A 12797-nucleotide genomic window follows, 5' to 3' on the forward strand; every position below is an offset into this window, starting at 1 on the left:
CCTAGAATGCAGCACCGCATGCTGGTCACCGCCTGGGTTGGATGACAGGAATGCAGGGGTTGGTTGGGTGTGTGGAAGTGGTTTGGCGTAACTAAGAATGGAGTTGATATGGCTGCCTTTTTCAATAACGTATCGGTGGGCAAGCGTCTGGGTGCGGCATTCGCACTGGTTCTGGCGCTGTCCATTGTCGTCATCCTTGTAAGCCTGTCACGTCTGAGTGCGGTGGCGGACGCCAGCCGAGAAATGATTGCCAGTCCGATCAAGACGGAGCGCATCATCGGCGACTGGTATCGCAATATTTATGCGGGTATTCGCCGCACATCGGCCATTGCGCGCAGCAGCGATCCGTCCCTCGCTGCTTTTTTTGCGGAAGACCAGGCTGCATCTACCAAGAGCTCCACGGAATACCAAAAGATGCTCGAAGAGTTGATGGAAACTGACAAGGAGAAGGCCTTGTATGCGGCGGTCGGAGAGCAACGCAAGGCCTACATCCAGGTGAGGGATGCGGTCGTCAATCTGAAGAAGGAAGGTAAAGCGGAAGAGTCTCTGAAGCTGATGGAGGAAAAGTTCGTTCCGGCTGGAAAGGTATATCAAGCCAAGATGGAAGAGCTGCTGACCATGCAGCGCCAAGAGATTGATGAAATCGGTAAATCCATTGATGAGATTTACAAATCAAGCCGCACGTTGATGATTGCTTTAGGCGTCGTCAGCGTTTTACTCGGACTGACGGTGGCCTGGCTCCTGTCCAACAGCATTACGCGCCCACTGAACCAAGCCAGTGCTGTAGCACGGCAAGTGGCCGAAGGTGACCTGACGACCCATATTGACAACCAGCGCACGGATGAAGTGGGGCAGTTGCTCAGCAGCCTGCAGGACATGCAAACCAGCCTGGTCAAGGTGGTCAGCAATGTACGCAGTGGCTCCGAATCCGTCGCTACCGCCAGCGCCGAAATAGCCCAAGGCAACAACGACCTGAGTGCCCGCACCGAACAACAAGCCTCTGCGCTGGAAGAAACCGCGGCCAGCATGGAAGAACTAGGCTCCACCGTCAAACAAAACGCGGACAGTGCCCGCCAGGCCAATCAACTCGCCATGAACGCCTCTACCGTCGCCATCAAGGGCGGCGAAGTGGTCGGTCAGGTGGTCGAGACCATGAAAGGCATCAACGAATCCAGCCGCAAGATCAGCGACATCATCAGCGTGATCGACGGTATTGCCTTCCAGACCAACATCCTGGCCCTGAATGCCGCGGTGGAAGCCGCCAGAGCGGGCGAACAAGGGCGCGGCTTTGCGGTGGTGGCCAGTGAAGTCCGAAGCTTGGCCGGCCGTTCTGCCGAAGCCGCCAAAGAGATCAAGAGCCTGATCGGCGCCAGTGTGGAGCGGGTGGAACAGGGAACTGCGCTGGTCGACCAGGCGGGCACCACCATGACCGAGGTGGTCAGTTCCATCAAGCGGGTGACTGACATCATGGGAGAGATCAGCGCGGCCAGCAACGAACAGGCTTCTGGCGTCGCTCAGGTAGGCGAGGCGGTGACCCAGATGGACCAGGCCACGCAGCAGAATGCGGCGCTGGTGGAAGAGATGGCGGCAGCGGCATCGAGCCTGAAGAGCCAGGCCAATGAGCTGGTGCAGGTGGTGGCCGTGTTCAAACTTGGCGCCGCAGACCAGACGGTGACCCGTTCGCCAAGCCCCGTTGTTCACAAGGCCGCACCAGTGAAGGTGGCTGCGCGTAGTGCCCCCGCTGCTGCGGGTGCAAAGGCATCCGTCAAGGCCATGCCCGCCAAGCCTGTGCCGAAAGCTGCCGCCACTAAGGTGGCGAGCCTGTCTGCGCCCAAGGCCAGCGCCAAGGTCACCCCCGCGGGCGGAGATGACGATTGGGAAACCTTTTAACTTTGAAGCCACCGCGCACCGGGATTCCCCCGGTTTGCACGGAGTTTTATTGCTTGCCTACACGCATCCGCCTTTTACCAACCCTAGGAGACACGCATGTTTGAAGAATTGAAGAACAGCATCCAATCCCTCTTGCCCGGCCAGAGCACGGAAAACGGTGCCACCCGCCGTACCGCCCTGAAAACGGCGTTGGGTGTCGGCTACGCGGCAACGGCCATGCCCATCATGGCGCAGACGGCCATCCAGACATCTACACAGGGGCTCGCCGCGGGAGAAGGCATTTACGACATGGAGGGCTTTTCGGTGCCCTTCTATTACGCCGCCCCAGAAGGCAAGAAGAACCTGCCCGTGATACTGGTGGTGCAGGAAATCTTTGGCGTGCATGAATACATTGCCGATACCTGCCGCCGTTTTGCCAAGGCCGGTTATTTGGCCATCGCCCCGGATCTGTACGCCCGCCAAGGCGATGCGTCCAAATACACCGACATCGGCAAGCTGATCGCGGAAGTGGTCAACAAAGTGCCCGATGAACAGGTCATGGCCGATCTGGACGGTGCCATCGCCTGGGCTGCCGAAAACGGTGGCAATGTGAAAAAGGTGGGCATTACCGGTTTCTGCTGGGGTGGCCGTATCACCTGGCTCTACGCCGAGCAAAGCAAGAAGGTCAAGGCTGGCGTGGCTTGGTACGGGCGCCTCGTCGGTGCGCCGTCTGCACTCACGCCCAAACACCCGCTGGAACTGGCGGCCAGCCTCAAGGCGCCGGTCTTGGGTCTGTACGGCGGGCAGGACGGCGGCATTCCGCTCACCACGGTGAATGAAATGAAGGATGCCCTGGCAGCCGCCAAGGGCAACAAGGCCGCTGCAGCTTCGGAATTTGTGGTGTACCCACAGGCACCGCACGCCTTCCACGCCGACTACCGCTCCAGCTACCGCAAGGAAGCGGCAGAAGACGGCTTCCAGCGCGCGCTGGCATGGTTCAAGGCCAAGGGAGTCGCGTGACCCTCATTGCGATTCTGATAGGTACTTTGGCGGCGGGCATTGGCAGTGTCTGGGTAGCCGCCGCCCTGAGCTTCGGGCCGCTGGCACGCTACACCCAGCACATGCTGAGTCTGGCCGCCGGGGCCCTGTTGGCCACGGCCTTCATGCACCTGCTGCCCGAGGCGTTCGAGAGCCAGGCCGGTGCGCAGGAGCTGTTCATGGCCCTGCTCATCGGGCTGGTGTTTTTCTTTTTGCTGGACAAGGCCGAGCTGTGGCACCACGGCCATGAGCACCACCACGGCGGCGAGGCAGACCATGCGCACGCACATGCTGACGATCACCACCATGGGCATTCGCATGCCCCGGTCACTGGTAGCTGGGCGGTTCTCACCGGTGACAGCGTGCATTGTTTTGGCGACGGCATCCTGATTGCCTCGGCCTTTATGGCCGATACCCGCCTGGGCTTGCTCGCATCGGTGGCGGTGCTGGCCCATGAGATACCGCACCACATGGGCGATCTGATGGTGCTGCGCCGGGGCAACAGCAACCGCCGCATGGCCCTGGTCAAGGTGTCCCTGGCCGGTGCCGTGACGGCTCTGGGTGGCCTGGTGGGTTTCTGGCTGGTCGACCAATTGCAGGACTACCTGCCGTACTTTCTGGTGATTGCCTCCAGCAGCTTCATCTATGTGGCGTTGGCCGATCTGATTCCGCAACTGCAAAGGCGCCTCAATGCGAAGGAGACCGTCGTGCAGGTGGGCTGGCTGTTGGCCGGTATTGCGCTGGTCGGTCTGGTGAGCCAGATGCCCCACGGGCATTGAGCGTATTCCGTTCGCCCTGAGCCTGTCGAAGGGTGGGGCGAGCACTAGACGCGCTGGACTTCGACAGGCTCAGTCCGAACGGAGGGTTTTGAGTCGGATTTATCCCTGTGCCACGGGTCGCGCGGGGTCACTGCTCCACTCACTCCAGCTTCCGGCAAACAGGGCCGTACGGCCCAAACCCGCCACTTCCATAGCCAGCAGATTCGGCACGGCACTCACGCCGCTGCCGCACTGGTGCACTACGCTGGCCGGGTCACGCTGGCCCAGCAAGGCTTCAAATTCGGCACGTAGCGTGGCCGCGGGTTTGAACAATCCATCCGCACCGATATTCGCCGTGAACGGACGGTTCAGCGCACCGGGGATATGGCCCGCCACCGGGTCGATGGGCTCTATCTCTCCGCGGTAGCGGGGGGCGCCGCGCGCATCCAGTACCTGTTGGTCCGCGTGTCCCAGGCGGCGCACCACGGTGCCCACATCGACCAGCGTGGCCAGGGGGGCCTTCAGCGCGAATGGGGTAGCGGGGCGGGCGGCTTCGGTGGCGGCAGTGACTGCATTGCCCGCTGCCTGCCAGGCCTGCAGCCCGCCATCCAGCACGGCCACGGCTTCATGGCCCGCCCATTTGAGCATCCACCACAAGCGGCCGGCGTAGTTCACGCCCTGGCGGTCGTACACCACCGCTTGCATGCCGTTGGCAAAACCCACGCTGCCCAGCCAGGCAGCAAAGGTCTCGCGGGAGGGCAGCGGGTGGCGCCCACCGGAGGCGGCTGTCGGGTCACCTTTGGCGCTCAGCGCCGTATCCAGGTGGGCGTACACCGCGCTGGGGATATGGGCCTCTGCATATTGGGCTGGACCTTGGGTTGCGTTCATCAGATCGAAGCTGCAGTCAAACACCATCAGCGGCGCGCCGCTGGTTTGCAGGGCCTGGAGCTGGGCGACGGATATCAGGGTGGTGTAGGTCATGGTGTTGCGATTATCTATTTGCTTTCGAATTGTTGTTTGCGCTCGCTGGGCTGCGCGACGTATACCCAGTGGCCTCATCAGTCCGTTGCGCGGCGATCGCGCTCATTCATTTCGCAGCGTTAAACTGTGCGCATGGAACTAGAGGATGTCTTTGCAGTTGATAGGGTGTACAGGCGCTAAAAATGGCCCATGAAAACACTCCCTACAGCTACCGACAAGACGCACTGGTGCCCCACTTCCCCGACGACAAGCCCATCATCGTCTTCGATGGCATGTGCGTTCTGTGTTCAGGCTGGGTGAATTTCGTGCTCAGCCATGACACGCGAGCAAAATTCCGTTTGCTTTCCGCTCAAAGCGAGTTGGGTCAGGCTCTTTATAGGCATTACGGCCTGAGTCAAACCGATTTCGAAACAAATATCCTGATCGAAGATGGAAAGCCTTGGTATCGGCTGGACGGATCCATTCGCATGGCACAAGGGCTGGGGTTTCCCTGGAGTTTTGGGGGAGTAGCTCGCTTCCTGCCTCAGTCCTTGAAGGACTGGCTCTACAACCTCATTGCATCCAATAGGTACAAATGGTTTGGTCGCCGGGATACCTGCTACCTTCCGGACGCCCGATTTCAGGAACGATTTCTGAGCTGAAAACTACCATGAAGGTACTTGTTCTGGGCGGATACGGAATCTTTGGCGCGCGCCTTTGCGAAATCCTTGCGGCTGATCCTAGGGTGTCACTAGTCATCGCGGGTCGATCACTCAATAAGGCGCAGAAACTTTCCAGTACGTTGCCCCAAATTGCGACAGTCCATGCAATTGCCATTGACCGGGACTCTGACCTCCATGGCCATTTCATCCATATAAAGCCTGACTTGGTCATTGATGCCAGCGGACCCTTCCAGAACTACGGTAGGGATCCCTACAGGGTTGTTCAGGCATGTTTGGACTGCCATGTGAACTATATGGACTTTGCTGACGGTTCTGAATTCGTCAATAGCATTCACCAGTTCGATCAACAAGCAAAAGCCCAGGGGGTCTATGTTCTTTCTGGAGTCAGCAGCTTTCCTGTGCTGACAGCTGCAGTAGTTCGAAGAATCACGAAAGGTTGGCACAAAGTCATCACCATACGAGGTGGAATTGCCCCGTCCCCCTATGCGGTGGTCGGCGAGAACGTGATCCGGGCAATTGCGGCATATTCTGGCCAGAAAATCCCTCTGGTTCGGGGTGGCGTGCAAACCCATGGCTACGCCCTGACTGAAATCCATAACTACACCATCAGCCCGCCGGGCCGACTACCCCTGCGCAGGACCCGGTTTTCTTTGGTGGACGTACCCGACCTTCATGTGTTGCCCCAGCTTTGGCCTGATGTTCACGAAGTCTGGATGGGCGCAGGTCCGGTACCTGAGGTCTTGCATCGAATGCTCAACGGACTGGCCTGGTTGGTTCGGATTGGATTGATCCCATCGCTGAGGCCGTTTTCTCTGGTGTTCTATCACGCAATCAAAATCCTGCGTTGGGGCGAACACCGCGGAGGCATGTTTGTGGAGGTCAAGGGTACCGATTCGAATGGGAAGCCGGCTACCCGGTCATGGCACATGCTGGCTGAAGGGAATGACGGGCCCTATATCCCTTGTTTTGCTCTACAGGCGCTTGTCGAGCACGCGCTCGATGGTCAACCTCCAAAGCCTGGGGCACGACCAGCGTCCGGTGAACTGGAGCTTGAGGACTATGAGCGGATCTTCACCAAGCGAACCATTTATACGGGGGAGCGGCAAGACGTTACGAACATGGAAGCGCGCTCACCTGTTGAGCGAGTACTGGGACCTGCCTGGCAGCAACTTCCGCAGTCAGTTCGCGCGGCCCACACAAACACGAGATCAACTCGGGCCCTGAGTGGCTTGGCCAGCGTTGAGCGAGGCACAGGAATTTTGGCGCGTATCACGGCGGGCATCTTCCGATTTCCCAAGGCAAGCAAAGAAGTGCCCATTACGGTTACTTTCGACCAATCATCCAGTCGTGAGATTTGGACACGGGATTTTGGTGGTCGGAAGTTCCAGAGCACTTTAAGCTCGGGAAGCGGGCGCAATGAGCACCTGCTTGATGAACGGTTTGGACCATTCAAGTTCGGCATGGCACTGATACTAGAAAAAGGGAGACTTAACTTTGTTGTTCGCAACTGGAGCTTCTTCGGCTTAAGCATGCCAAGGAGTTGGGCACCGTTTGGGGATAGTTATGAATGCGAGAAAGCTGAGATGTTCCACTTCCACGTAGAGATCAGGCACCCGTTGCTAGGCTTGGTTGTGAGGTACGTGGGCTACCTTGCTCCACGTATTCCAGAAAATAGCTAACAACCTCAAACCTCAAACCTCAAACCTCAAACCTCAAACCTCATTCCCATTGACCTTTTGCTGACCTCTGCCAGCCCAGATTCACCAACCAGTCAATTTCGGTGACCGATTGCTCTCAGTCTGATTCAGTCAATGCTCTTCCGCCGGGGTATCCGGTAGCGCCCGTGAACGCAACACCGTCGCCAAAATCCCGCTCGTCACAATGACCGCAATCCCGGCCCAGCCCGTCGGCGTAATGTGGTCACCAAACAGCGCCAGACTAAAGAACACGGCAAACACGATGCCCGCGTACTGCATGCTGGCGACGACCAGCGTGGCGCCCTGGCTGTAGGCGCGGGTCATGCACCACTGGCCCAGCGAGGCGAGGATGCCGATGGGGACCACCCAGGCAGCGTCCTGCCAGGCTACCGAACTCCAGGGGGTGAATTGGGTAAACAACATTCCGGCGGCGCCCACCACGGCGCTGCCCACTGAAAAATAGAACACCGTGCGTTCTTCGGGCTCACCGATTTTGCCCAGGGCGGTGACTTGCATGTAGGCCAGTGCGGCCGCCAAGCCGGAGAGCAGGCCCACCACGCCGGCAAACAGCTGGTTCTGGTCCATGGTGGGGCGTAGTGTCATGACCACGCCGGTAAATCCCATGAGCACGGTACCGATCAGCGCGCCCTGGGGCTGGTTTTTTCCGTAGAGCAGGGCGCCGCCTACTACAAAGGCCGCCACCCAGACGCCGCTCATGTAGTTCAGTGTCATGGCCGTGGCCAGTGGCAGGTGGGCAATGGCATAGAACCAGGAGCCCAGCGAGATGACGCCAATGAAGCTGCGCCACATATGCATCATCGGTACCGGCGTGCGCAACGTGGCGCCGCGCGCGCGCACCACGATGCCCATGAAGATGATGCTGACGATGCCGCGGTAGAACACCAGCTCAAACGTACCAAAGCTGTTGGATGCGTACTTGATGCCCACGGCCATCAATGCGAACCAAAAAGAGGCCAATACCATCCACAGGGCTTGCATGCTTTTAACAGTCAAAAAGTGCTGTAGCCCGCATATAGCGTGCGCAGTCAGCTATTAAATTAGTAGTGTTTAGAGGCTGGGTTTGGCTGCACCCAGGGTGCGGCGGTACCACTCGTGGAAGTGCTGCATGCCGTCTTCCATGGGGCTTTGGTAGGGGCCGACCTCGTTGTCGCCACGCGCCAGCAGGGCGGCGCGACCGGCGTCCATGCGCTCGGCGATTTCATCGTCTTCCACGCAGGTTTCCATGTAGGCGGCCTGTTGGGCTTCGACAAATTCGCGTTCGAACGCGGCAATCTCTTCGGGGTAGTAGAACTCCACCATGTTCATGGTCTTGCCCACACCCATGGGGTAGAGCGTGGACACGGTCAGCACGTGGGGGTACCACTCGACCATGATGTGCGGGTAGCAGGTGAGCCAGATGGCGCCGTATTTGGGCGGCTGTCCGTTGCGGTAGTCGAGCAGGGCGTTCTGCCAGCGCTCGTAGACCGGGCTGCCGGCCTTACCCAGGCGGTTGGCCACACCCACGGTCTGCACCGAGTAGTGTTCCTTGAACTCCCAGCGCAGGTCGTCGCAGGTGACAAACTGGCCCAGGCCCGGGTGGAAGGGCCCGACGTGGTAGTCCTCCAGATAGACCTCGATAAAGGTCTTCCAGTTGTAGTTGCACTCGTGCATCTCGACCTTGTCCAGCACATAACCGTCAAAGCTCAGGTCGGCGCGCGGGCCCAAGTCGGCCATGGCGGCTGCGACGTCAAAGCCATTGGCCTCAAACAGCAGGCCGTTCCATTCCTGCAGCTTGTAGTTGTTGAGGTTCAGGCAGGGGTCTTGCGCAAAGTGGGGTGCGCCTATCAATGTGCCGCTCTGGCTGCCGTTGCCACCCGCATGCGCGCCGCTGTAGGTCCAGCGGTGCAGGGGGCAGACGATGTTGCCGCTGGCAGCCCCTGTGGCGGTTTGGGTCAGGGAGCCGCGCCCTTGCAGCATCAGGGCCTGGCGGTGGCGGCAGACGTTGGAGATCAGTTCCACGCCGCCCGCATTGCGCACCAGCGCGCGGCCCTGCTTTTCCTGCGGCAGGGTGTAGTAGTCCCCCACGTTGGGGACGCTCAGGGTGTGCCCCACGTAGCGGGGCCCTTGCTGAAAGATACTTTGCATTTCGCGCTGGTAAAGCGCCGGGTCAAAGTAGCTTGAAACGGGGAGCTGGCTGTGGGCCTGCTGGAGTGGAAGGCTCAGGTCAGACATGGTCGACCCCACAGAATGCGTGGAAAAATAGTTTGCACAGGTGTTGCACAACTCGGTCCTGGAAAGAGACAAAACCCCTGCAGGCAGGGGAATGAATGGCAGCTACCTCGAGAGCTGCGCGAGGGGGGATTGTAAGGCCCTAAAATCCCCCTTTGCCGGTCACAGACCGGTGCAACCACTTTTTGCCCATTTCCATGCCCAAGGCTCCCGCCACCTCCTCCCCCGCCGCCACAGAGACCCTGAGTTACGAAACCGCCATGGCCGAACTCGAAGCCCTGGTGGCGCGGCTGGAGTCTGGCGACATGCCGCTGGAGCAATTGCTCAGTGGTTACCAGCGCGGTGCCGAGCTGCTGCAACTGTGCCGCAGCAAACTGCAGGCCGTGGAAGACCAGATCAAGGTGCTGGACGACGGCGCCCTCAAAGCCTGGAAAGCCCAATGAGCGCCGTGATGTCTGCACCATCCACAACCGTTTTCGCTTTAGACACCTGGAGCCGCACCCGTCTGGCCCAGGTCGAGCAGGCGCTGGAGCGCTGGGTTACGGCCGACGCGCCCCTGGGGCTGGACCATGGCGCCCCGGCGGCGCTGGTCGAGGCCATGCGCTACGCCGTGCTCGATGGTGGCAAGCGCCTGCGCCCGCTGCTGGTGCTGGCGGCCCACGAAGCCGTGGCGGCCAATGGTCACGGCTGCCCCGCTGCGGCACTGCGGGCAGCCTGCGCGGTGGAGCTGATCCACGCTTACTCTTTGGTGCACGACGACATGCCCTGCATGGACAACGACGTGTTGCGCCGGGGCAAACCCACCGTGCATGTGCAGTTTGGCGAGGCCAGCGCCCTGCTGGCGGGCGACGCACTGCAGGCGCTGGCGTTCGAGCTTCTTACGCCGCTGGACGAGTCTGTGCCCTGTGCGGTGCAGGCACGCCTGTGCAGTTTGCTGGCCCGTGCTGCGGGCAGCGCGGGCATGGCCGGTGGTCAGGCGATTGACCTGGCCAGCGTGGGGCTGCCCCTGACCGAAAACCAACTGCGTGAGATGCACCAGCTCAAGACCGGTGCACTGCTCCAAGGCAGCGTCGTGATGGGCGCGCAGTGTGCCAACCCCACGCCGCAGGCGCTGGCAGCGCTGGAGGCCTATGGCGCAGCGATTGGCCTGGCCTTCCAGGTGGTGGATGACATACTGGACGTGACGGCCGACTCCGCCACCTTGGGCAAGACGGCGGGCAAGGACGCCGACAACGACAAGCCGACTTATGTGTCGCTGATGGGGCTGCAGGCCAGCCAGGCCTATGCACAAGCCTTGTTGACCCAGGCACTGGACGTGCTGGACGCCAGCGGTCTGCTCGATACCGTGGCACTGCGCGCCTTGGCCGATATGGTGGTGAACCGCGCGCATTGAACGCATTGCTTCAGAATTTATAAGAAATAGGCCTCTAGCCCTTTAAAAATAAGCGCAAGCAGCTACAAAAAATATAGCATGTCGAACACTTCCTACCCCCTGCTGCAAACCATCAACGCCCCCGCAGACCTGCGCGCATTGCCGCGTGCCGAGCTGCGCACCCTGGCTGACGAGCTGCGTGCCTATGTGCTCGACAGTGTCTCCCAAACCGGTGGGCACCTGAGCTCCAACCTGGGGACCGTGGAGCTCACCGTGGCATTGCACTATGTGTTCAACACGCCGGATGACCGATTGGTGTGGGACGTGGGCCACCAGACCTACCCGCACAAAATTTTGACGGGTCGGCGCGACCGCATGGCCAGCCTGCGGCAGATGGGTGGCCTGTCGGGCTTTCCGCAGCGGGCCGAGAGTGAATACGACACCTTTGGCACGGCGCACTCCAGTACGTCCATCTCTGCCGCACTGGGCATGGCACTGGCCGCCCGCATTCAGGGCAAAGACAACCATTCGGTCGCCATCATCGGCGACGGCGCACTGACCGCCGGCATGGCGTTTGAAGCGCTCAACAACGCCGGTGTGGAAGACTGCAAGCTGCTGGTCATCCTCAACGACAACGACATGAGCATCAGCCCGCCCGTGGGGGCGCTGAACCGCTACCTGGCGCAGTTGATGAGTGGCCAGTTTTATGCAGCCGCCAAAAACGTGGGCAAGACGGTGCTCAAGGGCGCACCACCGCTGTTTGAGCTGGCCAAACGCATCGAAGAGCAGGCCAAGGGCATGGTGGTGCCGGCCACGTTGTTTGAAAAATTTGGCTTCAACTACATCGGCCCCATCGATGGGCACGATCTGGACTCGCTGATTCCCACGCTGGAAAACATCAAGCACCTGAAGGGACCGCAGTTCCTGCACGTGGTGACCAAAAAAGGCCAGGGCTACAAACTCGCCGAGGCTGATCCCGTGGCCTACCACGGCCCGGGCAAGTTCGACCCTTCCATCGGCTTGCAAAAGCCTGCCGCTGCGCCCAAGCAAACCTTCACCCAGGTGTTTGGCGAATGGTTGTGCGACATGGCCGCGCAAGACGAGCGCCTGGTCGGCATCACGCCCGCCATGCGCGAAGGCTCAGGCATGGTGGAGTTTGAAAAACGTTTCCCAGAGCGTTACTTCGACGTAGGCATTGCCGAGCAACATGCTGTGACTTTTGCCGGTGGTCTGGCCACGGAAGGCCTGAAGCCGGTGGTGGCGATTTACTCCACCTTCTTGCAGCGCGCCTATGACCAGTTGATCCACGACGTGGCCATCCAGAACCTGCCCGTGGTGTTTGCGCTGGACCGCGCCGGGCTGGTCGGTGCCGATGGCGCCACCCACGCCGGTGCGTATGACATTCCTTTCCTGCGCTGTATTCCCAACATGTCGGTGGCCTGTCCGGCCGACGAGAACGAATGCCGCCAGTTGCTCAGCACCGCGTTTGCGCAAAACCACCCGGTAGCGGTGCGTTACCCGCGGGGCGCCGGTGCCGGTGTGGCCACGCAGGAGAGCCTGGAAGGTCTGCCATTTGGCAAGGGCGAGATCCGCCGTCAGGGCCGTGGCATTGCCATCCTGGCCTTTGGCACGTTGTTGTACCCGGCACTGGCCGCTGCGGAGGCGATGGACGCCACCGTGGTCAACATGCGCTGGGCCAAGCCGCTCGATGTGGAGTTGCTGCTGCAGGTCGCGGCACAACACCAGGCACTGGTGACGCTGGAAGAGGGCGCCGTGATGGGCGGCGCCGGCAGTGCCGTGACCGAGGCATTGCATGCAGCAGGTGTTGCCGTGCCCGTGCTGCAATTGGGCTTGCGTGACGAGTTCATCGAGCACGGTGACCCTGCGCGTTTGTTGTCGCTGCAGGGGTTGGATGCGTCGGGCATCCAGGCGTCCATCCAGCGCCGCTTTGGCAATCTGCGCACGCCGGTGGTGCGCGCAGCCTGAAGGCATTCTTACAGGGGCCTGATAGGCTGCTCGACAAGCAGCCTTGCAGAATCCTGAAAGCGTTTTGTGCTGCGTGTGTTTTCAAGGGAAAACCCCCACAGTGCGAGGGGCGGCCGTTCCTACAATCCCCACTGACTCTTCGCAGTCCTCGCGGGTTGGCATAACCATATCGCGAGATGGATGGTTACAACACATACCGGAGTAC

The 12797-nt window shown here is 60.4% G+C and carries 11 protein-coding genes; 8 read left to right on the top strand and 3 right to left on the bottom strand.

The annotated features are described in order from the left end of the window. Window positions 1–108 precede the first annotated feature (108 nt). From RS694_RS06560 to RS694_RS06570, 3 genes are all read left to right on the top strand, one after another. Window positions 109–1890: a methyl-accepting chemotaxis protein gene (locus RS694_RS06560; protein ID WP_076069470.1), complete on the top strand. Its 1782-nt coding sequence runs from the start codon at window positions 109–111 to the stop codon at window positions 1888–1890. 96 nt (window positions 1891–1986) lie between these two features. Further along, window positions 1987–2889, top strand: a complete 903-nt coding sequence (locus RS694_RS06565; protein WP_029707338.1) for a dienelactone hydrolase family protein — start codon at window positions 1987–1989, stop codon at window positions 2887–2889. Next, entirely contained in the window at window positions 2886–3686 is an 801-nt protein-coding gene (locus RS694_RS06570) for a ZIP family metal transporter (RefSeq protein WP_029707336.1), read from the top strand. The genes RS694_RS06565 and RS694_RS06570 overlap by 4 nt, the downstream gene beginning before the upstream one ends. A 99-nt stretch (window positions 3687–3785) precedes the next feature. On the opposite strand, the gene RS694_RS06575 is transcribed toward RS694_RS06570, so the two are convergent. Next, entirely contained in the window at window positions 3786–4646 is an 861-nt protein-coding gene (locus RS694_RS06575; RefSeq protein ID WP_029707335.1) for a sulfurtransferase, read from the bottom strand. Window positions 4647–4828: 182 nt separating this feature from the next. Here RS694_RS06575 and RS694_RS06580 point away from each other — a divergent pair, with 182 nt between their 5' ends. Both RS694_RS06580 and RS694_RS06585 read left to right on the top strand, forming a co-directional pair. Then, window positions 4829–5287 (top strand): thiol-disulfide oxidoreductase DCC family protein, encoded by a 459-nt coding sequence (locus RS694_RS06580; RefSeq protein WP_029707334.1) that lies wholly within the window; start codon window positions 4829–4831, stop codon window positions 5285–5287. A gap of 8 nt (window positions 5288–5295) precedes the next feature. After that, window positions 5296–6987, top strand: a complete 1692-nt coding sequence (locus RS694_RS06585; protein WP_029707332.1) for a saccharopine dehydrogenase family protein — start codon at window positions 5296–5298, stop codon at window positions 6985–6987. 129 nt (window positions 6988–7116) lie between these two features. On the opposite strand, the gene RS694_RS06590 is transcribed toward RS694_RS06585, so the two are convergent. Together RS694_RS06590 and RS694_RS06595 are read right to left on the bottom strand one after the other, a co-directional pair. Beyond that, entirely contained in the window at window positions 7117–8004 is an 888-nt protein-coding gene (locus tag RS694_RS06590; protein ID WP_029707331.1) for a DMT family transporter, read from the bottom strand. A 69-nt stretch (window positions 8005–8073) separates the two neighbouring features. Continuing rightward, window positions 8074–9237: an aromatic ring-hydroxylating oxygenase subunit alpha gene (locus tag RS694_RS06595; protein WP_029707329.1), complete on the bottom strand. Its 1164-nt coding sequence runs from the start codon at window positions 9235–9237 to the stop codon at window positions 8074–8076. 194 nt (window positions 9238–9431) lie between these two features. On the opposite strand from RS694_RS06595, the gene xseB reads away from it, so the two are divergent. From xseB to dxs, 3 genes are all read left to right on the top strand, one after another. Beyond that, entirely contained in the window at window positions 9432–9677 is a 246-nt protein-coding gene (gene xseB, locus RS694_RS06600) for an exodeoxyribonuclease VII small subunit (protein ID WP_029707327.1), read from the top strand. An 8-nt stretch (window positions 9678–9685) separates the two neighbouring features. After that, entirely contained in the window at window positions 9686–10627 is a 942-nt protein-coding gene (locus tag RS694_RS06605) for a polyprenyl synthetase family protein (protein WP_029707326.1), read from the top strand. A 78-nt stretch (window positions 10628–10705) separates the two neighbouring features. Next, the gene (gene dxs, locus RS694_RS06610) at window positions 10706–12592 is read left to right on the top strand and encodes a 1-deoxy-D-xylulose-5-phosphate synthase (protein WP_029707325.1); all 1887 of its coding nucleotides are present in this window, start codon (window positions 10706–10708) and stop codon (window positions 12590–12592) included. The last annotated feature ends 205 nt before the right edge of the window (window positions 12593–12797 follow it).

It is taken from the genome of Rhodoferax saidenbachensis (genome assembly GCF_001955715.1).
Taxonomy (GTDB): Bacteria; Pseudomonadota; Gammaproteobacteria; order Burkholderiales; family Burkholderiaceae_C; genus Allorhodoferax; species Allorhodoferax saidenbachensis.

Coding starts and splice junctions, on each gene's coding strand:
- RS694_RS06560 (WP_076069470.1), top strand. CDS start 109: ATGGCTGCCTTTTTCAATAACGTATCGGTGGGCAAGCGTCTGGGTGCG.
- RS694_RS06565 (WP_029707338.1), top strand. CDS start 1,987: ATGTTTGAAGAATTGAAGAACAGCATCCAATCCCTCTTGCCCGGCCAG.
- RS694_RS06595 (WP_029707329.1), bottom strand. CDS start 9,237: ATGTCTGACCTGAGCCTTCCACTCCAGCAGGCCCACAGCCAGCTCCCC.
- xseB (WP_029707327.1), top strand. CDS start 9,432: ATGCCCAAGGCTCCCGCCACCTCCTCCCCCGCCGCCACAGAGACCCTG.
- RS694_RS06605 (WP_029707326.1), top strand. CDS start 9,686: ATGTCTGCACCATCCACAACCGTTTTCGCTTTAGACACCTGGAGCCGC.
- dxs (WP_029707325.1), top strand. CDS start 10,706: ATGTCGAACACTTCCTACCCCCTGCTGCAAACCATCAACGCCCCCGCA.
- RS694_RS06575 (WP_029707335.1), bottom strand. CDS start 4,646: ATGACCTACACCACCCTGATATCCGTCGCCCAGCTCCAGGCCCTGCAA.
- RS694_RS06590 (WP_029707331.1), bottom strand. CDS start 8,004: ATGCAAGCCCTGTGGATGGTATTGGCCTCTTTTTGGTTCGCATTGATG.
- RS694_RS06580 (WP_029707334.1), top strand. CDS start 4,829: ATGGCCCATGAAAACACTCCCTACAGCTACCGACAAGACGCACTGGTG.
- RS694_RS06585 (WP_029707332.1), top strand. CDS start 5,296: ATGAAGGTACTTGTTCTGGGCGGATACGGAATCTTTGGCGCGCGCCTT.